We start from the raw sequence: 23,725 nt of genomic DNA, 5'->3' as shown, positions 1-23,725 counted from the left end.
GTCAGGAGTCGAGGCCCTGCTGCTTGAGGGCTTGGTGATACCGGTCGACCATGTCAGCCACGATGCCATTGCCATCGCCGCCTGACAAGGTGATGACCGATGCCAGGGGCATGGTGTCGAAGAGCTGAGCAGTATTGGGATCGTCCGGCAGCGGTATGCCATCCTGATCGATACGATCGCGCATGATAGGCCCGCCAATCGAATTCTCGCGCCACTCGGCCATGGTCGATTCGGCATTCAGCGGAATGAACCTGCCGTCGCCATCCACCTGCAGGTCCTCTTCCGCAACCAGATCTCGGCTTGAGGTACCCACCTGGATGCGGTAGGTGCCCGCCTCAACATGCCAGGCATCCATGGCCGTCGACCAGTAGGCGAAGTCGCGCTCGGTCAGGTCCATGCTCACCCTGCTGGACTGTCCGGCCTTCAGGAAGACCTTGGTGAAGGCCTTGAGCTCATGGCTGGGCCGATTCACCCGGCTGGCGCAGGGGGCCACGTAGACCTGCACGGTCTGTGCACCATCCACCTGCGAAGTATTGGTCACGGTCACCTCCACCCGAGCCGAGTTGGCTCCGGTCTTGGTCACTGCAACCTGATCCAGGGCGAAGTCGGCATAGGACAGACCGAAGCCGAAGGGGAAGGCCACGGGACGCTGGAAGGTGTCATAGTAGCGGTAGCCCACATAGACGCCCTCGCCATAGCGTGAATGACCCTCCTCGCCGGGGAAGGAGGTGATGGTGGGGTTGTCCTCCAGCCGGACCGGGATGGTTTCAGGCAGGTGGCCCGAGGGAGTGGCGGCACCGGTCAGCACATCCACCACGGCGCGACCACCCTCCTGGCCCAGCAGCCAGGTCTCCAGCAGACCCTTGGTCTTGTCCATCCAGTCGGCAACCGTCACCACTGCTCCATTGGAGAGGACGGCGACCACCCGGTCGTTGACCTCGGAGACAGCCTTGAGCAGAGCCACCTGCTTTTCAGGAAGGTCCATGCTGGTACGGTCAAAGCCTTCGGATTCGGCGTATTCAGGCAACCCCAGGAAGAGCACCACGGTGTCGGCTCCGCGCGCAACTTCAAGCGCTTGCCGGGTCAGGGCGGGATCCTGCTCCTTCTCATCCAACGTGAACCCGGGCGCGAAGTCCACATTCATGCCGGCCTCCTTGAAGCCATCCAGCGCTGAGGAGACCTCGGTCGGCGTGATATGCGAGGAGCCTCCACCCTGATAGCGTGGGGTCCTGGCGAACTCGCCGATGACGGCGACCTTCTTTTGCGGGTCAAGAGGAAGAATCCGATCCTCGTTGCGCAAGAGGACGATGGACTCCTGGGCCGCGCGACGGGCCACGTTGTTGTGCTCCTGGACGTCGTAACGGTATCCCTGCTGGGACATGGCCGGACGGGCCTTGTCGACCAGATCCAGAATCCCCTGGGCCATCCGGTCCAGCTGCTCCTTGTCCAGCTGGCCAGCCTTCACGGCCTGGACCACCTGGTCATCGGTGCGGGAGGGCGGCATCTCCAGGTTGAGCCCGGCCTGCAGGGCGTTGACCCTGTTGTGGACGGCCCCCCAGTCGGACATGACCATGCCCTGGTAACCCCACTCGCCGCGCAGAACGTCCGTCAGCAGCCAGCGGTTCTCCGAGCTGAAGACCCCATTGACCTTGTTGTAGGCACACATGATGGTCCAGGGTTTGGCATTCCGAACCACATATTCAAAGGCCGGCAGGTAGATCTCGCGCAGGGTGCGCGCGTCCACGTCAGAGCTGACCCTGAGTCGGTCGGTCTCCTGGTTGTTGGCCGCAAAATGCTTCAGAGATGTCCCCACCCCCTTGGATTGGACCCCATCGACCAGACCTGCGGCTTCATGCCCGGCCAGCACAGGATCCTCCGAGTAAAACTCGAAGTTGCGCCCCCCCAGCGGGCTGCGCTTGATGTTGATGCCTGGTCCCAGGATTACAGCCACCTTCTCCTGGACGCACTCCTCGCCCATGGCCTGGCCCACTTGGTAGGTCAGATCAGGATTCCAGGAGGAGGCCAATCCGGCGGTCGGAGGGAAGCAAGTGGCCGGAACCGATCCGTAGACGTCGGAGCCGGTGGCCTTGCGCAGACCGTAGGGGCCGTCAGTGATCATATAACCTTCATAGCCCTTGTCGGGCAGCCCCTGCAGGTGCCAGGAGTCGGACCCCGAGGTCAGCGAGGCCTCCTCTTGCAGGTCCAGATCCTTGGCTTTGGTATGCGTTCGTTCTGTCATGTCTTTTTCCTTTCGAGTTTTCGGGTTCGATTAGCCGGTCCGCGGCTCAGCACAGGTCCAGATTACAGGTTTTCAGCCTCACTTGACCTTGCGGATCATCATGATGAAGACAGTTCCCACCAGCAGGCAGGCGATGGCGACCGGGAAGATCATCCTGTAGCCGCCGAAGAGGCCAATGACCAAAGTCGTGCACCCGGGGGCGATCACCTGGCCGATCGTATTGGCCAGGTTGAGGATGCCCAGATCCTTACCGGCCTCCTTGGCATTCGGCAGCACATCGACATTCAACGCCTGATCCACTGACATGTAGCAGCCGTTGCCGATTCCGGCCAAGGCGGCATAAATGTACATGCCGGTTGCGGTCGGCATCAGGAAGGGGAAAACCATCCCGAGAGCAATGATCAGACAGCTGATGGCCACGATCACTTTCCGCTTCTGCAGGAAGTCCGAGAGAGGGCCTGAGACCACAGCGGCCAGGATGGTGGTGATTACCGAGAGCAGAGCCATGACCTTGAGTGTGGATGCAGCCTGGTCATCACTCAAATGGCAGTACTTCTGCAGAATGTAGAGCTGGTAGCCCTGGATCATGTAACAGCCGACGATGAAAGTGAACCTGCCCAGAAGCGCCATGTAGAAGTCCCGGCTGTTCTTGGTGGGCGGTATGAAGGACCGGCCGACATCAGCCCAGGTGCGCTCCACGACTGTGTTGGCTGCCGACTTCTCCCGGGGCCAGATCAGCACGGTGAGGATGCCCGAAAAGAGGAAGATGATCATGCCGACTACCAGGCCGGTGCGAATGTTGGTCAGAAACGAGCTTCCAATAACTGTCCCCAGCTGCTGACCGACTACCTGGCTGGCTCCATACAGTGCCGAATAGGTCCCCCTGGTTGACTCAGGGATCCTGTCGGAGAGGACCGCCACCGCCGGGGCTATCAGGCAGTTGATGCCCACCTGGACAATGCACCAGCCAAAGATGATCATGACCAGCGTGTGGGACTGGATGACCATCAGGAATCCCAGGGCGCCGATAATGCCGCCCAGCACGATCCAAGGGGTGCGCTTGCCGACTCGGAACCTGGACATATCCGAGAGAGCGCCGAAAACAATATTGGCCACAAGGGCGAATACGCAGCCGATCGAATTCATCGTCCCCAGAGCCGCTTCGGCGCTGACCCCGTGCAGGGTATTGAAGATCTGAGGCAGAAGAACCCCTGACCCCATGGAAAAGGGCGCTGCCCAGAGCAGGGATACCATGGCGAACCCGATGGCGAAACGGACCTTCTCCTTGCTGTTGAGCCTTCTGCCGGTATCAGGAGCCAGGCTCGCATCCATGCCCTGGCCTGCGACAGCGCCTCCGGCCTCGTCCGCAGAGGCCATGGCTTTGATGCCCTCCCCTACTCGATCACCGACCCCCTCAGCCAGGTCTCCCCTTCGATCATTATTTCCGTTCCCCATCATCAATGCTCCTTCGTGTGCAACCTTGCAATCAGTGGCTCATCATTGAGCCCCACCAATCTCCCCCTTCCATGACGGGTGATCATTCCGAATTCATTATCGGAGCAAACCAGGCAAGAGGAGGGTTTTCATCACAGCATTTTTTCGATAGCTGAGACGACTGAATCTACATTTCGGCGGAATTCCAAGGTTTCCGGAAGGAGCGACAGGGCCAGATATCCGTTGCCTGGCATGTCGAAAAAGTATCCGGGCTGGCCAGTCAACCCGTAGGACCCAATCAGGCGAAGAATCAGCTCCTCCTCCTCGATGACCTGAGGAAAACGCAACAGAACGTTCCAGCCTCCCTCAGGCCTGAGCAGGGAGACGCAGGACTCCTTTTGGCCCAGTGTCTGTCTGAGGATTCCGAGATTGCCCCTGATACGCTTGCCCACCCGGCTGGTCTGAACGAGAATATCCGAGAGCATGGCTTCCATATCCCTGGTGATCAGAAGACTCATGGGCAGGTAGTCATCGGCTATCAGGTCAAGATGACGCTTGGCGGCGGCTACTTGGTCTGCGGGCCCGGAAACCTGGATCCAGCCCACCTTGGCATGGGGGGCTGCCAGACTCTTCGAGAACCCATCCAGGGCGAAGGTCAGCACCCGATCCTCACCAGCCAGCCGGGCACGGCCCGGCAGGGGATCCAGAGGATAGCCGAAGAAGACCTCGTCGGCGATGATGGCCACCCCCTGCCGCTGGCAGAGTTCCAGCAGCGACCGACGCTCTTCCGGATGAATGTAGGAACCGGTGGGGTTGTTGGGGTTGATAAGGACCAGGGCACGGATACGGTCGCCATCCGGTCCCTCCAGGGCCTGCCTGACCGTGGCCAGGTCAAGGACCCAGGACCCGTCATAGGTCAGGCGGTATGGGATTGTTCGGACGCATTCCAGACCGGCGATTGATTCAATCAGAGGATATCCGGGTCTGGGCTCCAGAATGGCATCACCCGGGTCGCAGAGGAGCTTCATCAGCCAGGAATAAGCCTGGGATGTGGAAGAGAGCAGGTAGAGATCATCAGAATCGACCGATGTACCGTCCTCGCTCTGGCTCAATCTCTGCCGCCTGGTCAGAAACCCAGCCAGGGACTGGCGGGCCGCAAGAGGTCCCCTCGGTTCCGCCTCATAGACTTGGGGCAGAAATGACGGGGCCAGCCCGAAGCGGGTGGGATTGGAATCATTCAGCCTGCCCAGCTTGAGACCATGGGCACGTGCTTCGGCCTCGGCCAGGGCAATGCGATTGGGGCGGTCAGACCCGGTACGGTGAGAAAAATGCATGATTTTTCAACTCCTCATCCGATCCGGCAGTCGCCAGAACGCCCCATACAGGATAGTCGCAGGAAAAACCCTGCTTCACCCCAGGTGCTTTTGCCGAAGGTCAGCCAGATAAGCGGCACCCACGATGCCGGCCTGGTTGCGCAGCTTGGCGGCCACAATGGGGGTCTTGATGTCGATGTGAGGCAGGAACTTCTCGCTCATCCGGCTGACCCCGCCGCCGACGACGAAGAAATCGGGATTGAAATAGTGCTCAAGCAGGCGGTAGTACTTGGTCAGTCGATTGGCCCACTTTTTGTAGCTCAGCTTCTTGCGGTCGCGCACCGATGAAGCTGCGTACTTCTCGGCATCCTTGCCGTCCAGCGTCAGGTGACCAAGCTCACTGTTGGGAATCAGAACACCGTTATAAATCAGAGCCGTACCGATGCCGGTGCCCAGTGTCGTGGCGATGACCAGACCCTTCTGCCCTTTGGCCGCCCCGTACTGCACCTCGGCAAGACCGGCAGCATCCGCATCGTTGACGACGCTGACGGGCCTGCCGCAGGCCTTGGAAAGGACCTCCTGAACATTGGTGCCAACCCAGGACTGATCCAGGTTGGCCATGAAATCCAGCGGCTTGTCAGGCTTGACAGGGGCCGGGAAGGCGATGCCCACGGGCACATCCGAAGGAACTTCAAAACGATCCAAGAGCTCCTTGACGACAACCCCCACAGCCTCTGGCGTGGAGTGCTCGGGAGTGAGAATTTTCTTGCGGGGCTCTGCAAAATCACCGATTGTCAGGTCAACAGGGGCAGCCTTGATACCGGATCCACCAATATCCACTCCGAAAGCCTGCGCTGTTTCAATCATTGCTGCTCCTTAGCTGATCAAAGATGAGGGTCCGAACCGGCACGGTAGCGATTGTAGCGCAAGGCATGCCTCTGCAATCCTTGGCAGCGGCACAAGCCGGACCAAGCCGTGGCCCCTTGCACCAACCCTGTGCCACTACCCTGCAGGAAGGGGAATTGGGTGGGATAATGAGGTTATGACCGAACATACACAGCTTATTGACGCAGTCAACGTGCGCATCACCACCCGAGAATACGACCCCAAGCCCATCGATCCCGACCTGGCCAGGCAGCTGGGCAGCACCTTGAACGCTCTGAATACGCTGAGCGGCCTGGACATGCAGCTGGTCCTGGGCAAGCCGGACGCCTTCGCAGCCGACAACGCCTCCGGCCACCTGGCCAATGCGGCCAACTACCTTGCCCTGGTCGGACCCAAGGATAATCAGGAGAGCCTGGAAAAAGCCGGCTTCTACGGCGAGCGCATGGTTCTTGCCGCCACCCTGTACGGACTGGGGACAGGATGGGTGTCGGGCAGCTGGGACCGTCAGGCGGCCGAGCGCCACTGCCGTATCACCCCCAGCCAGTCACTCTATCTGGTGGTCACCATCGGCTATCCGGCCGACCAGGTCGGCTATGGCAACCAGGACTTCGAAAAGCTTTGCCGACGTCAGAGCGAGCATCGAGCCTCCAAGAGCTATGAGGAGCTGACCTCAGCCATGAACGCGCAGGATCGCCAGGAGGCGCCGGAATGGTTCAAGGCCGGCGTGGCTGCCGCCGCCAAGGCTCCTTCTGCCATGAACGGACAGCCGGTGGTTCTCGCCTGGGACAAGGGCACAGGCGACGCCATCGCCACCTTGGACCCCTCGGTCGCCTACGGCTCCGCAGTTGACTTGGGCATAGCCAAAATGAACTTCCAGATCGGGGCCGGCGGCGGTACATGGACCTGGGGCGACGGGGGCCGTTTCATCAGATCATGAACATGGCTGTACCCCAGTGACCCGGCAAGGGGGCCGTGTAGGGTGATGAACTATGAACAATGGAGCATCATCATCGCAATCCGCCGCCGAACCGAGCGCTGAAAGAGGTTCGACAATCCTTTACCTGACCCGGCATGGAAGAACGACGGCCAATGTCATGCATTTGATGCAGGGCTGGTCCGATTTCCCGCTGACCAGGCAAGGCCGCGAGGACGTGCGCCAGTTCGGTCGGGGTCTGCGGCCCATTCGATTCCGGGCAGCCTGGAGCGGCAATCTGAGCCGACAGTATGAAACAGCCCGCCTGGCCCTTGACGTGTCCGGCAATGGGGACCTGCGCGTGGGCGTGGACCCCGACCTTCGCGAGGACAATTTCGGCAGTTTCGAAGGTCGGGACGAGCGCACTACCCTTAATCAGGTCTGCGCCGCCATGGGGTTCAAGGACTTTGCTGCAGCCAGGGCAGCCTACGGCAGGAACATTCCCATCCATATGCAGGACACCTTCCACAGGTTGGACGCCCAGGACATCCTGTCTGCCGGATTGGACGAACAAGATCGTGCCGAGACCACGGCCCAGGTCCGCAGCAGAATGATCGCGGTGATGACGCGCATCGCGCAGTCCGCCATCGAAGAGGGCGGCGGGCCTGTCCTGGTGGTCTCCTCAGGCATGTGCCTGCAACAGTTTCTGGTAGCCATCGACGACCACTCCCCAATCCCAGACATGGACAACACCGCCGTAACCAAGGTGATTTATGGGGATGACGGCTTCCGTCTGGCGGGCCCGGTCAGCTCCATGGAGTACTTCCAGGCAGGAAGCCGGGACAAGTAGCAGACAGAACTGCCAGGCGCGCTGCGCTTCTCCGGCTATTAGATTTTTATCGGTTTTATTTCCGTCCCGGCGTGTCTGGAAGTGCACCAGCAGCGAGAGGGAATTGACCATTCCAAGGACCGCAGCTATATTGAAATCGTCAGTTTCAGGGAAGGTGAAAGTCCTTACTGGCGGTATCCGGTTGAATACCGGGAGCCCGCGACCCGCGCAAGCGGTGGATATCGGTCAAAGTCCGAAGCCAACGGTTACAGTCCGGATGGAAGAAACGAGGCCCTCTATGAGCATGCCCAATTCTCATTCACATACCACTGCAAACGCAAACAAGGACACGCGCTTCGACGATGTCCACTCCACAGGTGCAGGCGGTTCAGGACGCTGGTCGACAAAGCGGATTGCGGTCTACGCGCTCTTCGTAGCCCTGGCCATGGTTCTGAGCTTCTTCTCCTTCCCAATCTTCCCTGCCGCCCCTTGGCTCAAATACGACCCCTCAGGCATCGTCGTCCTGGTATGCGGCTTTGCCTTTGGTCCGGCGGCTGCCGCCATCATCTCCATCCTGGGATTCGTCCCGCACCTGTTCACCAACCCCTTCGGTGCATTGATTTCGATGATTGTGGCCCTGGCACTGAGCGTGCCGGCAGCCGTGATCTACCGCAGGATGCACAGCCGTAAGGGAGCAGTCATCGGAATCGTCTCAGGCGCCATTCTGGGCGTGATCGCGGCCATTCTGTGCAACGTGGTGATCACCCCCTTCTATGCGCACATGTCCATGGCCAAGGTGATTGCCATGATCGTGCCGATCCTCCTGCCCTTCAACCTGATGAAGTTCGCCATCCACGGCGTGGTCACCTTCCTGATTTACAAGCCCATCTCCACGCTGATCAACAAGTAGGCCACGGCAGTTCGGAAAGTCATGGCAGCATCCATGACCCAAGCCACAGTCTCGGATTCAGCGGCATCGAAGGCAACGGTCGCCCGCCTCAGCCAGGTCTCCTTCTCCTACGACGGAGGCCGGACCTGGGCCTTGGACCACCTGTCCATGGAGGTGCATGCAGGCGAGCATCTGTGCATCCTGGGAGCGAATGGTTCCGGCAAATCCACCCTGGGAAGCGTCCTCTCAGGTGCGACGGCACCTGACCGTGGGCAGGTCGAGCTTATGGGCCGGACAGTCTGTTCAGATACCCCGGATCAAGGCCGACGGATCGACGCTGGAGCCTACCGACAGGCACGCCGACGCATCGGCATGGTCTTCCAAAACCCCGAGGACCAGATCGTGACCACAGTCGTCCAGGACGACGTGGCCTTCGGACCCGAGAATCTGGGCATGCCTCGACAAAAGATGCTCTCCTGCGTACCGGCTGCCTTGAAGCAGGTGGATCTGCAGACGCGGATGAATGACGATCCCACCCGTATGTCGGGCGGGCAACAGCAACGCTTGGCCCTGGCCGGCAGCCTGGCCATGAATCCAGGCATGATGGTGCTGGACGAACCCGGTGCCATGCTTGATGCGGCCGGCCGGCAGGAGATTCAATCAATCCTTTGCAGGCTGACGGCCCAAGGCACGGCTGTCGTCCACATTACCCACCTGCTCGAGCAGACCAGGCAGGCTGACCGGGTCCTCGTACTTGACCATGGGCGCATCGTGGCCTCCGGGAGTCCTGACGAAATCCTGACCAGGCAGGATCTGCCTGTTCTTTTTGACGAACCGAACCAAAATCCGCTGACTCAAAGCGGGGCATCAGATAGGAACGCGAAGATCGCAGTCGATGACCACGCCATCTCCATGGTCAAGTTGTCGGATGTCTCATACAGTTTTCCGGATGCCGGAAACAAAGCCCTCAGCCAGGTGAATCTGGAGCTTGCGCAAGGACATACCCTGGCCATTATCGGGCGCAACGGATCCGGCAAGTCCACCCTGGCCAGGCTCATCTGTGCCCTGGCCACCCCCGACAGCGGATCCATCCAGGTGGCCGGCCTGCCCCTGGCCGGACCCGACCGACCCAAGGCCAAGCATCTGCGACGCCAGAATCTCAAGCTTCTGCGCCAAAGGGTCGGCTATGTCATGCAATATCCCGAACATCAGCTTTTTGCGGATACTGTTGCCCAGGACATCGCCTATGGTCCACGCAACCTGGGCTATGGTCCCGATCAGGTGCAGCATCGGGTGGATGAGGCCATGCAGCTTTTAGGCATCAAAGATCTGGCCGACCGCTCCCCCTTCGACCTTTCGGGAGGTCAGCGACGCCTGGTGGCCATCGCCGGGGTCGTGGCCTGCAGCCCGCGACTGCTGGTTCTGGACGAGGTCACCGCCAGCCTCGACCCCCGGGCCTGCACACGCATCATGACACTGCTTCGAGTACTCCATAAGCGTGGGGTCACCATCGTCATGAGCACCCACACCGATCGCGAGGCCCTGGACCTGGCCGACCAGACCCTGCTCCTGGAACATGGGGAGACACTGGCCTATGGGCCTACTGCGGAAGTAGTGGAGCGCTACCATCAACTGCTCGCCGCAGACGCAGCAGAGAAACGAGCCGCTGGGGAGGAAGAAACAGGGAAGGAAACCGATCACACTCAGGCGGACCATAAACCCCCATCCTTGCTGGCAAGGCTTGACCCGCGAGCCAAGCTGGTGACCTTCCTCCTGGCCATGTTCACCGCCTTCGCCATCTCCACACCGGCGCAACTTGTTCTGGCACTGGTGGTCACTGTCGGCCTCTTCGCCGCCGCCCGCGCCCCGCTGCGTTCCATCATGAACTCGGTCAAGGGCTTTCTGGTCCTCATGCTTCTGCTGGCCCTGTTCAATCTTTTGGTCACCCAGACCGGTCATAGATTGGCTGCCTGGGGTCCATTCGTGCTGACCACCGGAGGCATCTGGGTGGCCGTACTATACGCCTGCCGCTTCATGTTGATCATCTTTTTGGGGGCGCTCCTGGTGGAGACCACCACCCCAACGCAGATGACCGATGCCTGTGAATCCCTGCTGAGCCCCCTGTCCAGGCTGGGTATCCACACCAACGAGATCGCCCTGGTCCTATCACTGGCTCTGCGCTTCATCCCCACCCTGGAGCGTGAGGTTCAGGCCATTGTGGAAGCCCAGGCCGCCCGTGGCGGATCCATCGAGTCCGGCTCGCTCTCGCAGCGTCTGCATGCGGCCATAGCCATCACCGTCCCTGTCTTCGCCGGAGCTCTGCGTCACGCTGACAACCTGAGCCGGGCCTTGGATGCCCGATGCTATGAGGGCAGCCGTCAACAGCGCACCCACTACCGACTGCTGCGATTGGGCAGGATGGACATCCTGTTCATCGCTCTCATGGCCCTCTATCTGCTGACCCTGCTGCTGCATCCCCTGTTCTGAGCGGGCAGACCGCATCAAGCGCTTACCCCGCTGTCCTTTCATCGTCACTTAGGCTTTCCTCCACGCCTAGCCTGAGTGCCCCATCACGCAACCGCCTGAATCACCAGCTACTTGAGCAAACGAGCCGGGATGAATGGAAGGTTGATTTGGGAACATTAGCGTCACTTACTGTCAGTTTCATTGCAAACTTGAGTTTGATAGAAGAAAATAATCGAGCCTTTCTATGGACTCGTCTCTTAAGGCAGAACGACCGCAGATCTCACTCTGCCAATAGACGCCATATATCTCAAGTGACACTTCAAGAACGATATTGCAAAAAACAACACCAATCCTCGGCAATACAAAATAAGAGGGGCTGGAGCACATGGAGAGTGCTCCAGCCCCTCATAAGCTAGCTGCGTCAGGCATTAACCCTGTATCTCAGTCACTTGCAGGCGAACTCTGACCGGACTGCTCGGAACCCTGACCATCCTGGCTCTGGCTGTCGGCCTCGCCTACCGGTGGAACATCAACGTCGGAAGAACCAACCGAGGCTCCAACCAGTTCAGGGTCCTGGTTCTGCCCATCGGCAGGATTGGCCGCATGCCTGGGTCCCTCAAAGGGCTTGCCAGTGAAAGTAAACTCACCCAGAATGCCCTCGCCTTCGGCATCGACCTGGACGGACTCGTTGTCCGTAAGTTCGCCCATGAGGATCTTCTCGGAGACGGCATCCTCGATGTCCCGCTGGATGACACGGCGCAGGGGCCGGGCACCCAGGAGCGGATCGAAGCCCTTCTCGGCCAACAGATCCTTGGCCTTGTCGGTCAGATCCAGGGACATGTGGCGATCGAAGAGACGATCGTTAAGCTGGGCGATGTCCAGGTCGACGATCTGGCGGACCTGGGGCTCGGTCAGCTGCTGGAAGACGATGATGTCATCCAGGCGGTTCAGGAACTCGGGCCTGAACTGCTGCTTGAGCTCACTGGTCACCTGGTCCTTCATCCGCTGATAGGAGGTCTCGGTGTTGCCACTCACGTTGAAGCCGGTGTTGGCCGCCTTGGCGATGTCACGGGTTCCCAGGTTGGTGGTCAGGATGATGATGGTGTTCTTGAAGTCCACCATACGACCCTGCCCGTCGGTCAGATGGCCGTCGTCCAGCACCTGCAGAAGGGTGTTGAAGATGTCCGGGTGAGCCTTCTCGATCTCGTCGAAGAGAACCACGGAGAATGGCTTACGCCTGACCTTCTCGGTCAGCTCGCCGCCCTCTTCGTATCCCACGTACCCCGGAGGGGCACCGAAGAGACGAGAGGTGGAATACTTCTCCGAAAACTCGGACATATCCACCCTGATCAGGGCATCCTCGTCGTCAAAGAGGAACTGGGCCAGAGCCTTGGCCAGCTCGGTCTTGCCCACGCCAGTGGGGCCGGCGAAGATGAAGGAACCTGCAGGGCGCTTGGGGTCCTTGAGGCCCACACGGGTGCGCCGGATGGAGCGGGACAGGGCGGAGACGGCCTCATCCTGGCCGATAATCCGCTTGTGCAACTCCTTCTCCATACCCAGGAGCTTCTTGGACTCGGCCTGGGTCAGCTTGAAGACCGGAATGCCGGTGGTCGAGGAGACCACCTCAGCGATCACGTCCTCGTCGACGACCATCTTGACGTCGGACTCGCCCTCGTGCCAGGCCTTCTCCTTCTCCTTGCGCTCGGCCTCCAGCTTCTCCTGGCTGTCGCGCAGCTGAGCGGCCTTCTCGAAGTCCTGATCCTTGATGGCCTGGTCCTTCTGGGCGGAAATGCGATCCACCTTGGTGTCCAGCTCCTTGAGCTCCGGCGGGGCGGTCAGCCGCTTGATGCGCAGACGTGCGCCAGCCTCATCGATCAGGTCGATAGCCTTGTCAGGCAGGTTCCTGTCCTGGATGTAGCGTGCAGAGAGCTCAGCCGCTGACTGCAGGGCCTTGTCGGTGATAGTGACGTGGTGATGATGCTCGTAGCGGCCACGCAGACCCTTGAGAATCTCGATAGTCTGGGCGATGGTCGGCTCGGAGACCTGAATGGGCTGGAAGCGCCGCTCCAGGGCCGCATCCTTCTCGATGTACTTGCGGTACTCGTCGGTGGTGGTCGCTCCGATGGTCTGCAGCTCGCCGCGGGCCAGCAGGGGCTTGAGCATGTCAGAGGCACCCAGGGCCCCATCTGCCGAACCTGCGCCGACGATGGTGTGAATCTCATCGATGAAGAGAATGATGTCGCCCCGGGTCTTTATCTCCTTGAGCACCTTCTTCAGACGCTCCTCGAAGTCGCCCCGATAGCGGGAACCGGCCACCATGGAGCCCAGATCCAGCGAGTAGACCTGCTTGCCCTTGAGGGTCTCAGGAACATCACCGTTATGGATTTTCTGGGCCAGGCCCTCGACCACGGCTGTCTTGCCTACGCCGGGCTCTCCGATCAGCACCGGGTTGTTCTTGGTCCTCCTGGACAGGACGACCATGACCCTCTCGATTTCATTGGCCCGGCCGATGACCGGATCCAGCTTGCCTTCAGCGGCTTCCTGGGTCAGGTTCCTGCCAAACTGGTCCAGAATGGCCGAACCGGTCTGTCCACCCTTGTTGGAAACGCCGCCGGCATTGGCCAGATCGCCCTTGCCGGCATCGCCGCCTTCGTGGCTGCCGCGAATCATATCAATGGTGGCGGTCCGCAGATCGCCCAGATCCACACCCATCTTGATCAGCACCTGGGTGCCGACGCCTTCACCCTCGCGGATGAGACCCAGCAGAATGTGCTCGGTGCCGATGTAAGAGTGGCCAAGCTGAAGGGCCTCGCGCAGCGACAGCTCCAGGACCTGACGGGCGTGCGGTGTGAATGGGATGTGCCCATTGGGGACCGCATTGCCCTTACCGATCATCTCCTCGACCTGTTTGCGGGTGGCATCCAGCTCCACGCCCTTGGAGGCCAGGGCCTTGGCGGCGACACCGTCACCCTCCCTGATCAGGCCCAGGAGGAGGTGCTCGGTGCCGATGTAATTGTGCTGCAGGGTGCGGGCCTCTTCCTGCGCCAGCACAATCACCCGCCGCGCACGGTCGGTAAACCGTTCGAACATACTTGTCCTTCCCTTTGATCCGTAATTCACTCTACAGATTTACGGTGACGTTTATTCTCGGCCCACCGGGGATTGCGCTCTGAACGCAACTAGGCCTTGGAATCAGTCCTCTGAGCCGTCTTCTGACTCCATCTGCTCCATGAGTTCCACCTCAGGTCGCTCCTCGCGTGGCTTCTGCCTGACCACATCAATATGAAGATCGTCATAGGCGGGCTGGGACTGGACCCAGAGATGGGACTCCTCCTGGGGCTCGATCTCGGAATGCTCGCCGCAGCCATGGTCCAGGGAGACCACACGCCCGTCGTCCGGACTCCAACGATTGGCGCAGACACCGAACATGGTGCCCAGATCACCTGCCAGGGGAATCATGAAGCCGCATGTCTCACAAGCCTTGCCCTTGGCCGTCCGGGTAGACAGGGACTTTGGACCGTGCTGCCCCTCGTACCAGCGCTTGGCAGTGGCGGACCGGGCCTCGGCGGTCATCACGTGTCGGCGGCTCAGAGCGAAGCAATCGACGGCCTCATCCAAATCGGCGGAAGAGGTCTGTGCGTCAAGGGAAACCTGATTATTCGGTTCCTGCCCGTGAACGTCCTTATCGTCACCTGAGCGGTCTACCAGCCGGAAGACCGCACCGTCGGTCTCCTCGTCAGTACCGTCGGAATCAACCGAGGCTGATTCTTTTTGGCTTTCTTCATCGTCCTCTGGGGCCTGCCGTACTTCGGAATTCTGAGGTCCCGCCTGGGCAGGCTCGTATCCGGCTGTCAGCCTGGGGTCGTCGGGATCGGTTCCCATGACATCAGTCACGCTCAGATCCGAGGGCAGAAGGCGATCCTTCCAGGGAACCCATGTCGGGGGCTGCAGGGCCGCATCGGTGGGCACCAGAGAGGATTCATCCACAGTCCAGGTATCGGCATCCTCGTCACGGTAGAGGGTGACCGACCACTGCCAGCCCTCGTAGCCCTTGATGGCCGAGGCGAACCGGTAGTCCCAGACACCATCCCCGATCAGGGTGCGGCCGACCAGCTGGCCGACCTCATCACTGTCGGCAGCCACGCTCAGAGCTACTCGCTTGGCCAGTCCCTCAGGATTCAGGTCCTCTTGAACCATCTATCACACCTTCATCATCAGTGGGACCGGACCAAACCGATCCACGTCGGATTCTTCTCGCCGTCCACTCAGTCCGGCACGTCAAAGTCATCAGCCACAGCCCTCAGGAGGGTGGCCAGTTTGGCGGATTCGGCCCGACCCGGGTAGTGGTGCCGACGCAGGCCATTGCCGGCCGAATCCAGCAGCTTGATCAAATCCTCCACGATGGCGGCCATATCGTCCGGATCGGGCCGCTTGGCACGCAGAATGGAGGGGGTCGGCCCCACCAGCTTCAGATCCAGGGCCTGGGGGCCCTTGCGGCCCTCAGCCACCGAGAACTCCACTCGGGATCCCTTGCGTATGGTGGACACCCCAGCAGGCAGGGCTGACGAGGGCAGGAAGACATCCCCGCCTTGCTCATCCGTGATGAACCCGAACCCCCGCTTGGCGTCGTACCACCGTACTCTCCCGCTGGGCATGCTCTGCCACTTCCTTACGTTGCTTCTTGAACAAATATATCCGGAATCAGTTTACCTGACCTGGACGCGCAGGACGACCCTTCTTGTCATAGGCGTACGGGACGGGCGGCGGCAGAATTGGCCTGGTCTTCAACGCCCCCCTGATCCCGCCTGACGCCCTGGGGTATGACGATGGTGAAGGTCAGGCCGCCTCCCGGGGTCTGCGAGGCGCATATGAACCCCTGATGGGCCTTGACAATGGACTGGACGATGGCCAGGCCAAGCCCCGTGCCGCCCTTCTCCCGAGCCCTGGACGGGTCAGCGGTATAGAAGCGCTCGAAGAGCCTGGACCTGGATTCCTCCGGGACGCCAGGCCCATGGTCGACCACGCGAATGATGGCATAGTCGGTGCCCACATGGCTGTTTTCCGCCACCTGAATCGCCTCGGCCAGGTGTCCCAGCGATGATTCGGTGGCATCCAACCTAGTCAGATCTGCGGGAGCGATGGTCGCCTTGACCAGGCCCAATCCCACCTGTACCGGCGAATCAGACGGGGTGTAGCGGTGGATGTTGCCCACGATATTGGTAATCACCTGACGTAGGCGGCTGGGGTCTCCTGTCACCTGTACCAAGGGCAAGGGTCCTTCCTGGATATCCAGACTGACCGATGGACCCAGGTGCCCGCCCACGGTTATTTTCTCCTTGTTGCGTCCCTTGAGGCCCGACAGTCCCTTGTTGGCCGTGGCCGGCATCTCGTGGGGGGCAGGCTGGTCCTCGGTATGCAGGCAAACCCTTCCGGTAGCCACATCCCTTCCCAAATCCAGGGCATGCAAGTCGTCCACTCCGTCTCGCACCAGTCCAGTCAGATCGACCGGCAGGGTCGTATCGATTCCCCTGCCCTCATCCAGACGAGCAAGCGAAAGCAGATCCGTGACCAGAACCGTCATTCTGGTTGAAGAGTCCTCGATGTGCTGGATGGACTTGTCGGCACGCTCCAGAGCCCCTGGATAGTCACGCTGCATCCTGTAGAGCTCTGCATAGCCATGGATGGCGGCCAGAGGAGTGCGCAGCTCATGACTGGCGTCCGAAACGAACTGCTTCATCTTTTCAGTGGTCTGGCGCTGCTCGTCGAAGGAATGCTCGATTCGCGCCAGCATGGCATTGAGGGATGCCGCCAGGGAGCCCACCTCGGTATTCTCCGGGAAGCTGGGAATGCGTTGGGAAAGGTCTCCGGCCGCTATCTTTGCAGCGGTCTTCTCGATGCGTTTGAGGGGAACCAGAGTGGACTGAATCAGCAGGACCGAAATGATTCCGCCCAGAAGAACCACCACGGCGGAGATGACCATGCAGAAAGCCGTCAGATCGTGTACTGCCTCATCCTGGTCGCTCATGGACAGTCCGATGAAGAGCACACCTCTGATTTCGGAACCGTCCAGTTCATTGCGCAGCTTCCACTGCATGGCCACTACCCGCCAGGAGGCCCGGGCTCGCTTCATGGTGTCCCGGTCCGGCGAGGCCTGTTGAGAGACGCGCACGTAGGCTGGTACCGTGGTCGGCTGGCCCAGGGGTATCGAACCCAGGCTACCGTCGGCCGGCAGACGCGGTCGGGAGATGACGCCGTTGACCTGCATGGGATTCAGATCGTCCGAAATGATGTGCAGGTCGTTGTCGCGGATCTGCAGGAAGTAGTCGGTGGGCCCCAGACCGTTCTTGCTCAGATCCTCCTGGCGCAGAAGGGTGGCGTTGCGGATGCCCAGGTTGGCCTGACGAATCAGCTGCGAGTCAGTGCGCTTCATCAGATAGTCGTCGGCCATCTGGCAGATGGCTACAGAGACGCCCACCGTGCCCACGATGAGCAGGATGAGCATGCTGGCCACAAGTTTGGTGCTTAGGGGTATGGCAGCCAGAGGCGACCTGGGCATGGAGCGACCCCTCGGCTTGCTGGAGCCGGCTGCCTTGCCGGAGTCCGGACCCATGAAAGACCTGGACCTGTCAGCCACCCTCGGATCGGGAGCGGACGACGGTTCTGTCTTGGGGACCGGACCCTGGGGATTAGTCGCCATCGCCGCCATCCGATGCGTTCTGCCTGGGTGCCCGGATCATGTAGCCGATGCCCCGCTTGGTCTCAATCAGCGGGGTGACCTTATGCTCCCCGCCATGTCCGTCGCTGACGGTGATGCCATCCACCTTCTTGCGTAGGTAGGAGATGTAGGATTCCACGATGGCCGCATCGCCTCCCCAATCGTATTGCCAGACGTGGTCCAGGATCTGGGCCTTGCTGAGCACGCGGCCTTCGTTGTCCATCAGATAGCGCAGCAGCTTGTATTCGGTCGGACTCAGGTCGATGGGTCGGCCGGCCCTGGTGACGTCGTGGGAATCCTCGTTGATCTCCAGATCGCCCACGCGGATGACCGGGTCGTCCTCCTGGTGCTCGCGGGTCCTGCGCAGTATGGCCTTGATCCTGGCAACGACCTCCTCCAGGCTGAAAGGTTTGGTCACGTAATCGTCGCCGCCCACAGTCAGCCCCATGACCTTGTCCTGGGTGTCATCCCTGGCGGTCAGGAAGAGCACCGGCGCATCGATTCCCTGCTGACGGATACGGGAGGTGACTGTAAATCCATCGATGTCAGGCAGCATGACATCCAGGACGATCAGATCTGGCTGGATACGTTCGATGACTTGAATGGCCTCGGAGCCGGATGCCGCGGTTTCGACAGCAAAGCCCGCGAAGTGCAGGGAGGCCACCAGCAGATCCCTGATGGACGGTTCGTCGTCGACCACGACCAGTTGTGCTTGCGTCGGTTTGCTCATGGCTTCAGCTTGCCGCCTCTTTCTGGGTATTGTCTGAAAGTTCGCTGACCGTCTTCGTCGGACGTGCCTCCTTTTTCGCGGCTCTGGACTTGCGAACGTTGGACTTGCGATCATGAGCCCCGGTTCGGCTGCTCCGACGCCACCAGATCGCCACGGCCACGACCAGAATGACCAGGACCACGGCAGTCACCGAGAGAGCGATGATCATGACCCGGTGATGCCGCTGGTTTTGCTTCAGGGTCTCCACCTGGGTCATCATGGCCTTGGCCGAGCCCACCCAGTCAGGGTTCCGGCCCTTGGTGACCGGCTCCAGAGCAGCCTGCGAGAGCTGATCCACACTGGATTGGTCCTTGAGCCAGGCCTGCGAGTTACTCGAGACCGCCACGACCAATTTGCCGTCTTGAGAGGCCACGGCCAGCAAAACTGTGTCGTGGGCAGGCTTCATCGATTCGAGCACACGGGATGCCCAGGTCTCGGGCTTGACTCCCGCGTAGAAATGCGGCAGGTAGAGCAGTCGGACCGATACTCCGGTTTCCTCCGCAGTCTCCTTGATCGCATCCTTGACGGAACCCACATCAGAACCCAGCAGATTCTGCGGATCGGTGATCGTATCGGTCATGGTTCCGGCATCGGTCTGAGGTTCATCGGCATAACCCCTGGTAGGTCCAAGGGCACCGACCGCCAACACCATCGAGAGCAGGAGAGCCAGAACCCTCCTCATGGCCGAAAGGCTGAGCGGACTCGTCTTGTGGAGGGGAATTCGTTCGACCACATGGGTCCGTGGGAGGGGCAACTGCGTGAACACTGTCATAGTGTCCACAGTAGCGGTTGACGGTATTGGACTCCCCCACCATCGCCGCCATTCAAGGAAAGGACGACCATGACACGGTTCCAAGTTGATTCGGATCAGATACAGACGGCCTCCGGCGCGGTCAGCGGCTCGATAGGGGCCATCAGAGATGCCGTGGCGGGAATGTACACCAATCTGGACAATCTCCAAAGCGTCTGGCAGGGTTCGGCGGCCAGCCAATTCGCCACGGTGGCCCAGCAGTGGCGTGCCTCGCAGGCCCAGATGGAACAGGCTCTTGAAGGCATCCAGGCGGCCCTGACCCAGGCTTCGGCCCTCTATGCAGACACAGAAGCCCAGGCCACCCGCCTCTTCGCCGGAGCCTGAGCGCCTGGCAGATGCACACGGACCTTCCGTCCGATCTTCCGATAGCAGACCGATGCAAAACCCGGAAAAACCAGATCCGGAAACCCAGATCCGGAAAACCGATAGTGCAGTGACAGAAAAGGCGAACAGGGGCCCGCACACCATTGTCCGGTGTGCAGACCCCTGTCCTTGGCGATCACCAGGTTCAGCCGAAAAGCATCTGGTTGAACCTATAAGGATCAGTAGCCCATATCACCCTGAGGCTGAGCGGCAGCAGGTGCCGGAGGCTCAGGCTTGTTGGCCACGACAGCCTCGGTGGTCAGGAAGAGCCCGGCGATGGAGGCCGCGTTCTGCAGAGCGGAACGGGTCACCTTGACGGGGTCGGCCACGCCGGCCTCCAGCAGATCCTGGTACTCGTTGTTGGCGGCGTTGAAGCCCTGGCCAGCAGGCAGCGAACGGACCTTGTTGATGACCACGTCACCGGAGACGCCGCTGTTCTCGGCGATCTGCTTGATGGGGGCCTCGATGGCACGGAAGACGATGGATGCACCGGTGGACTCGTCACCATCCAGCTTGACATCCTTCTCGGCCTTGGCAGCGGCCTGAACCAGAGCCACGCCGCCTCCGGGCAGCAGGCCCTCTTCGATGGCGGCCTTGGCGTTACGGACAGCATCCTCGATGCGGTGCTTGCGCTCCTTGGCCTCGACCTCGGTGGCTGCGCCGACCTTGATGACGGCCACGCCGCCGGCCAGCTTGGCCAGCCGCTCCTGCAGCTTCTCACGGTCGTAGTCGGAATCGGTGTTCTCGATCTCGGTGCGGATCTGGCCCACACGGGCGGAGACCTCGTCCTTGGAACCGCCACCGGAGACGATGGTGGTCTCGTCCTTGGAGACGATGACCTTCTTGGCTGTGCCCAGCACGCTCATGTCGATGGAGTCCAGCTTGAGACCGAGCTCATCGGACACGACCTGTGCACCGGTCAGAATGGCCATATCCTGCAGCATGGCCTTGCGGCGGTCGCCGAAGCCAGGAGCCTTGACGGCGCAGGAGTTGAAGGTGCCGCGAATCTTGTTGAGAATCAGGGTGGGCAGCGCCTCGCCGTCCACATCCTCGGCCACGATCAGCAAGGGCTTGCCGGTCTTCATGACCAGCTCAGCGATGTGGACCACGTCCTGCTGGCTGGAGACCTTGCCCGAGGTCAGCAGAATGTAGGGATCATCCAGAACGGCGGTCTGGTCGTCGTTGTTGGTGACGAAGTAGGGAGCGATGTAGCCCTTGTCGAAGCGCATGCCCTCGGTGAACTCCAGGTCCAGTCCGAAGCGGTTGTTGTCCTCGACGGTGACCACGCCGTCCTGGCCGACCTTGTCCAGAGCCTCGGCGATCTCATTGCCGATCTCGGGGTCGCCTGCGGAGATGGTTGCGGTGGCAGCAATCTGGTCCTTGGTCTCGACTTCCTTGGACTGGGCCACGAGCTCCTTGACGATGGCGTCAGAGGCCTTCTCGATGCCGCGGCGCAGGGCGATGGGGTTGGACCCGGCGGCCACGTTCTTCAGACCCTCATGCACCAGGGCCTGAGCCAGCACGGTGGCGGTGGTGGTGCCGTCTCCTGCGACGTCGTCAGTCTTCTTGGCGACTTCCTTGACCAGCTCGGCGCCGATGCGCTCGTAAGGATCCTCCAGGTCGATCTCCTTGGCGATGGAGACGCCGTCGTTGGTGATGGTCGGCGCGCCATAGGACTTGTCCAGCACCACATTGCGACCCTTGGGGCCCAACGTGACCTTGACCGTGTCGGCCAGCTTGTCCAGGCCGGCAAGCATGCCCTGACGAGCTTCCTCGTCATACTCGATGATTTTTGCCATTGTTGCTTCCTCCGTCATGGCTTGAGGTTTCATGACCCACCGTCGGCGTGGAACGGAACCCGACCGTCAGCTGTCGTGTTATCACTCCCGCACCTCGAGTGCTAATTCAGCAGATTAGCACTCGTCGTGGCCGAGTGCCAACCCGAGGCGAAAATACGCTGCAGGCTGTATGCCATATCGGCCCTTGCATATCGGTCGCGGCGGCGGATAATCCGCACCCTGCTCAGTCCTGGCTCGGCATCTGGGTATAGACAACGTGCCATAAAAAAGGACCCCGGAATGACCGGGGTCCCCATGACGAATACAGAAGACGACAATCAGAGCTTGGTGACCTTGGTTGCCTGCAGACCCTTGGGGCCCTGCTCCACCTGATATTCGACCTTATCTCCCTCATCAAGGGTCTTGAAGCCATCGGACTGAATGGCCGAGTAGTGCACGAACACGTCCTCGCCGCCATCGTCGGGATTGATGAATCCGTAACCCTTGCCAGCGCTGAAGAATTTCACAGTGCCTTGTGCCATAACTAACTTCCTTAACATAGGTGCCGCGTCACAACAGATACGAGACTGACCGCATCTGCCTGGTCGGCAAGGTCAGTTTAGGCCTATTTATGAGGCAATTGCAAAACGCCGAGCCGAAATTCTGAATGTTGCGCCGTCGCATTTCCTCCGCCGTCCGGTTGACCGAACTCACTGCATGAGGATGGCTTCCACCGGAGTGGAGGCCACTGAGGACTGCTCCACCTGGGTGATACCCAGCAGGTTGGCCACCTCTTGGGCAGTGGCCTTGTCTGCCTCGTTACGGTAGCGGACCGTGCTTACGCCAGGCAGGGCACCTTGCGGGTTGGATGCCGTGACCGCAGTGTAACCGGCATTGACCAGAACCTGGCGCTTGTTGCCGGCATACCCGGTGACCCTGGTTCCGTTGATGACAGTGACCTGCGTGCCCCGGTTGACTACAGGAGCCGGGCTGCTGCTGGAAGCGCTTGCCGAAGGCGATTGGGAAGACGGCTTGGAAGTCTGCTCCTGGGAGGCTTGATTGGTGGCGGTCGCACTGCTTGAAGCAGAGGAGGAGGCTGAGCGCTTCGGCAGATGGCTGCTGATGACCCGCGAGGCATCAGTGTGCGTCTGCTGCCAAGGCAGAGAACCGCTGACCGCGGCCCATACGCCCAGACCGCACAGCATCGCCAAGACAAGCACCAGCAGGTAGGGCAGAGCCCTGACCGACAGGGAACGAGGCCCACGATGCACGCCTACAGGCCCCTTGGGAGGGTTGTCGAACGCATCATGAACCTGAGGGCGCGCCTGCGTCCCATTGTCGCGCGTGCTAGCCATGAACTCTCCTCTGCTCCACCGAATCCTGAACCATTATAAGTAATGCGTCGCCGGGTCAACATTCCACTGACCATTCGACGTACTCCGCCAACCCTGGAGTGGCCAAGGCGACTCTGACCAGCCCATATGGCCAAGCGATATAGTGACCTTATGAACAGCAGCCAGCCTATTGCCGCAACCTCCCCAGAGCCGACGAACGGAACCGGTACTAACCCTCCGACCATAGCAGGAGGCCAGGGCCGACCCCAGCGCAAACCCCTAAGCGCCCTGGTGGACCCCGGCTGGGCTCGTGCCCTGGCACCGGTCGAGCCCAACATTCACCGGATGGGCGACTTCCTCAGAGCCGAGCTTGCCCAGGGCCACCGCTATCTGCCTGCCAGCAAGAACATCCTGCGCGCCTTCACCATCCCCTTCGACTCCATCAAGGTTCTGATTGTGGGCCAGGACCCCTACCCGACGCCCGGCCACCCGGTAGGTCTGAGCTTCTGCGTGGATCCTGCGGTCAGCCCCATCCCCGGCTCCCTGCGCAATATCTACACCGAGCTGAGCTCCGACCTGGGCCTGCCCACGCCTTCCAACGGCGATCTGACGCCTTGGACCAGGCGAGGGGTCATGCTGCTCAACCGCTGCCTGACCGTGCGGGTGGGCAAACCGGCCAGTCACCGCAACAAGGGCTGGGAGGAAATCACCGATGCCGCCATCCGCGCCTTGAACGACAGACGCGACCAGGAGGGTAAGGTCCGGCCCCTGGTCGCCATCCTTTGGGGACGGCAGGCCCAGAGCCTGGAGCCCCTGCTGACCAACGCCGCCATCATCAAATCCCCGCATCCCAGCCCCTTGTCGGCCCGGTATGGCTTCTTCGGCTCCCGTCCCTTTTCCAAGGCCAACCAGGCACTGGAGGCCATGGGCGCCCAGCCGGTGGACTGGTCCCTGACCTGAGTCCCTCTCTGGCTGGGTCGTCAGGAA

Annotated in this window: 19 protein-coding genes and 1 riboswitch; of the genes, 6 read left to right on the top strand and 13 right to left on the bottom strand. The window is 60.8% G+C overall.

Translation table 11 applies throughout. The features are described 5' to 3' along the window. Position 1: 1 nt before the first annotated feature. The 4 genes from H3T88_RS02965 to ppgK form a co-directional block, all read right to left on the bottom strand. Positions 2–2,239 (bottom strand): exo-alpha-(1->6)-L-arabinopyranosidase, encoded by a 2,238-nt coding sequence (locus tag H3T88_RS02965; RefSeq protein WP_198203478.1) that lies wholly within the window; start codon positions 2,237–2,239, stop codon positions 2–4. Positions 2,240–2,317: 78 nt separating this feature from the next. Beyond that, on the bottom strand, positions 2,318–3,694 hold the full coding sequence (locus H3T88_RS02960; RefSeq protein WP_198203477.1) for an MFS transporter: 1,377 nt from the start codon (positions 3,692–3,694) through the stop codon (positions 2,318–2,320). 131 nt (positions 3,695–3,825) lie between these two features. Then, positions 3,826–5,007 (bottom strand): pyridoxal phosphate-dependent aminotransferase, encoded by a 1,182-nt coding sequence (locus tag H3T88_RS02955; RefSeq protein ID WP_198203476.1) that lies wholly within the window; start codon positions 5,005–5,007, stop codon positions 3,826–3,828. Positions 5,008–5,082: 75 nt separating this feature from the next. Further along, complete coding sequence (gene ppgK, locus H3T88_RS02950) at positions 5,083–5,853, bottom strand: polyphosphate--glucose phosphotransferase (RefSeq protein WP_015022089.1); 771 nt, start codon at positions 5,851–5,853, stop codon at positions 5,083–5,085. Between the two features lie 175 nt (positions 5,854–6,028). On the opposite strand from ppgK, the gene H3T88_RS02945 reads away from it, so the two are divergent. The 4 genes from H3T88_RS02945 to H3T88_RS02930 all read left to right on the top strand — a co-directional run bounded on the left by H3T88_RS02945 (position 6,029) and on the right by H3T88_RS02930 (position 10,989). Next, positions 6,029–6,808, top strand: a complete 780-nt coding sequence (locus H3T88_RS02945; protein WP_198203475.1) for a nitroreductase family protein — start codon at positions 6,029–6,031, stop codon at positions 6,806–6,808. A gap of 52 nt (positions 6,809–6,860) precedes the next feature. Then, positions 6,861–7,634, top strand: coding sequence for a histidine phosphatase family protein (locus H3T88_RS02940; RefSeq protein WP_198203474.1), 774 nt, complete (start codon positions 6,861–6,863; stop codon positions 7,632–7,634). A gap of 137 nt (positions 7,635–7,771) precedes the next feature. Further along, a riboswitch (FMN riboswitch) is annotated at positions 7,772–7,906 on the top strand. 5 nt (positions 7,907–7,911) lie between these two features. Continuing rightward, complete coding sequence (locus tag H3T88_RS02935; protein WP_110417382.1) at positions 7,912–8,523, top strand: ECF transporter S component; 612 nt, start codon at positions 7,912–7,914, stop codon at positions 8,521–8,523. Between the two features lie 33 nt (positions 8,524–8,556). Then, positions 8,557–10,989, top strand: a complete 2,433-nt coding sequence (locus H3T88_RS02930) for an energy-coupling factor transporter ATPase (protein WP_198203473.1) — start codon at positions 8,557–8,559, stop codon at positions 10,987–10,989. A gap of 420 nt (positions 10,990–11,409) precedes the next feature. On the opposite strand, the gene H3T88_RS02925 is transcribed toward H3T88_RS02930, so the two are convergent. From H3T88_RS02925 to H3T88_RS02900, 6 genes are all read right to left on the bottom strand, one after another. After that, positions 11,410–14,058: an ATP-dependent Clp protease ATP-binding subunit gene (locus H3T88_RS02925; protein ID WP_198203472.1), complete on the bottom strand. Its 2,649-nt coding sequence runs from the start codon at positions 14,056–14,058 to the stop codon at positions 11,410–11,412. A 102-nt stretch (positions 14,059–14,160) separates the two neighbouring features. Next, complete coding sequence (locus H3T88_RS02920; RefSeq protein WP_198203471.1) at positions 14,161–15,165, bottom strand: DUF3027 domain-containing protein; 1,005 nt, start codon at positions 15,163–15,165, stop codon at positions 14,161–14,163. A gap of 68 nt (positions 15,166–15,233) precedes the next feature. Beyond that, entirely contained in the window at positions 15,234–15,623 is a 390-nt protein-coding gene (locus H3T88_RS02915; protein WP_015022102.1) for a cold-shock protein, read from the bottom strand. An 86-nt stretch (positions 15,624–15,709) separates the two neighbouring features. Beyond that, positions 15,710–17,665, bottom strand: a complete 1,956-nt coding sequence (locus tag H3T88_RS08800; protein ID WP_269748961.1) for a sensor histidine kinase — start codon at positions 17,663–17,665, stop codon at positions 15,710–15,712. Next, positions 17,655–18,413 carry a response regulator transcription factor gene (locus tag H3T88_RS02905; protein WP_198203470.1) on the bottom strand — a complete coding sequence of 253 codons (759 nt, stop codon included), beginning with the start codon at positions 18,411–18,413 and terminating at the stop codon, positions 17,655–17,657. The genes H3T88_RS08800 and H3T88_RS02905 overlap by 11 nt, the downstream gene beginning before the upstream one ends. Before the next feature lie 4 nt (positions 18,414–18,417). Next, a complete protein-coding gene (locus H3T88_RS02900; protein ID WP_198203469.1) occupies positions 18,418–19,224 on the bottom strand; it encodes a TPM domain-containing protein in 807 nt (268 codons plus the stop codon). A gap of 69 nt (positions 19,225–19,293) precedes the next feature. Between H3T88_RS02900 and H3T88_RS02895 the strand changes: the two genes are divergently transcribed. Then, positions 19,294–19,587 carry a WXG100 family type VII secretion target gene (locus tag H3T88_RS02895; RefSeq protein WP_015022106.1) on the top strand — a complete coding sequence of 98 codons (294 nt, stop codon included), beginning with the start codon at positions 19,294–19,296 and terminating at the stop codon, positions 19,585–19,587. Between the two features lie 218 nt (positions 19,588–19,805). On the opposite strand, the gene groL is transcribed toward H3T88_RS02895, so the two are convergent. The 3 genes from groL to H3T88_RS02880 form a co-directional block, all read right to left on the bottom strand. Next, positions 19,806–21,425, bottom strand: a complete 1,620-nt coding sequence (gene groL, locus H3T88_RS02890) for a chaperonin GroEL (RefSeq protein ID WP_198203468.1) — start codon at positions 21,423–21,425, stop codon at positions 19,806–19,808. A gap of 317 nt (positions 21,426–21,742) precedes the next feature. Continuing rightward, on the bottom strand, positions 21,743–21,946 hold the full coding sequence (locus H3T88_RS02885; RefSeq protein WP_015022108.1) for a cold-shock protein: 204 nt from the start codon (positions 21,944–21,946) through the stop codon (positions 21,743–21,745). 168 nt (positions 21,947–22,114) lie between these two features. Further along, positions 22,115–22,759, bottom strand: coding sequence for a LytR C-terminal domain-containing protein (locus tag H3T88_RS02880; protein WP_198203467.1), 645 nt, complete (start codon positions 22,757–22,759; stop codon positions 22,115–22,117). 150 nt (positions 22,760–22,909) lie between these two features. Here H3T88_RS02880 and H3T88_RS02875 point away from each other — a divergent pair, with 150 nt between their 5' ends. After that, positions 22,910–23,698, top strand: coding sequence for a uracil-DNA glycosylase (locus H3T88_RS02875; protein ID WP_232347066.1), 789 nt, complete (start codon positions 22,910–22,912; stop codon positions 23,696–23,698). Positions 23,699–23,725 lie beyond the last annotated feature (27 nt).

The sequence above is a fragment of the Bifidobacterium sp. W8110 genome (genome assembly GCF_016101375.1).
In the GTDB taxonomy this organism is placed as follows: Bacteria; Actinomycetota; Actinomycetes; order Actinomycetales; family Bifidobacteriaceae; genus Bombiscardovia; species Bombiscardovia asteroides.
This window is presented reverse-complemented; position numbering and strand designations above follow the sequence as displayed.

Bases quoted from the DNA above. Each gene is read 5' to 3' on its own strand.
- ppgK (WP_015022089.1), bottom strand. From the start codon at position 5,853: ATGATTGAAACAGCGCAGGCTTTCGGAGTGGATATTGGTGGATCCGGT.
- H3T88_RS02900 (WP_198203469.1), bottom strand. From the start codon at position 19,224: ATGACAGTGTTCACGCAGTTGCCCCTCCCACGGACCCATGTGGTCGAA.
- H3T88_RS02955 (WP_198203476.1), bottom strand. From the start codon at position 5,007: ATGCATTTTTCTCACCGTACCGGGTCTGACCGCCCCAATCGCATTGCC.
- H3T88_RS02945 (WP_198203475.1), top strand. From the start codon at position 6,029: ATGACCGAACATACACAGCTTATTGACGCAGTCAACGTGCGCATCACC.
- H3T88_RS02935 (WP_110417382.1), top strand. From the start codon at position 7,912: ATGAGCATGCCCAATTCTCATTCACATACCACTGCAAACGCAAACAAG.
- H3T88_RS02940 (WP_198203474.1), top strand. From the start codon at position 6,861: ATGAACAATGGAGCATCATCATCGCAATCCGCCGCCGAACCGAGCGCT.
- H3T88_RS02880 (WP_198203467.1), bottom strand. From the start codon at position 22,759: ATGGCTAGCACGCGCGACAATGGGACGCAGGCGCGCCCTCAGGTTCAT.
- H3T88_RS02895 (WP_015022106.1), top strand. From the start codon at position 19,294: ATGACACGGTTCCAAGTTGATTCGGATCAGATACAGACGGCCTCCGGC.
- H3T88_RS02885 (WP_015022108.1), bottom strand. From the start codon at position 21,946: ATGGCACAAGGCACTGTGAAATTCTTCAGCGCTGGCAAGGGTTACGGA.
- H3T88_RS02960 (WP_198203477.1), bottom strand. From the start codon at position 3,694: ATGGGGAACGGAAATAATGATCGAAGGGGAGACCTGGCTGAGGGGGTC.
- groL (WP_198203468.1), bottom strand. From the start codon at position 21,425: ATGGCAAAAATCATCGAGTATGACGAGGAAGCTCGTCAGGGCATGCTT.
- H3T88_RS02905 (WP_198203470.1), bottom strand. From the start codon at position 18,413: ATGAGCAAACCGACGCAAGCACAACTGGTCGTGGTCGACGACGAACCG.
- H3T88_RS02930 (WP_198203473.1), top strand. From the start codon at position 8,557: ATGACCCAAGCCACAGTCTCGGATTCAGCGGCATCGAAGGCAACGGTC.
- H3T88_RS02925 (WP_198203472.1), bottom strand. From the start codon at position 14,058: ATGTTCGAACGGTTTACCGACCGTGCGCGGCGGGTGATTGTGCTGGCG.
- H3T88_RS08800 (WP_269748961.1), bottom strand. From the start codon at position 17,665: ATGGCGACTAATCCCCAGGGTCCGGTCCCCAAGACAGAACCGTCGTCC.
- H3T88_RS02875 (WP_232347066.1), top strand. From the start codon at position 22,910: ATGAACAGCAGCCAGCCTATTGCCGCAACCTCCCCAGAGCCGACGAAC.
- H3T88_RS02915 (WP_015022102.1), bottom strand. From the start codon at position 15,623: ATGCCCAGCGGGAGAGTACGGTGGTACGACGCCAAGCGGGGGTTCGGG.
- H3T88_RS02965 (WP_198203478.1), bottom strand. From the start codon at position 2,239: ATGACAGAACGAACGCATACCAAAGCCAAGGATCTGGACCTGCAAGAG.
- H3T88_RS02920 (WP_198203471.1), bottom strand. From the start codon at position 15,165: ATGGTTCAAGAGGACCTGAATCCTGAGGGACTGGCCAAGCGAGTAGCT.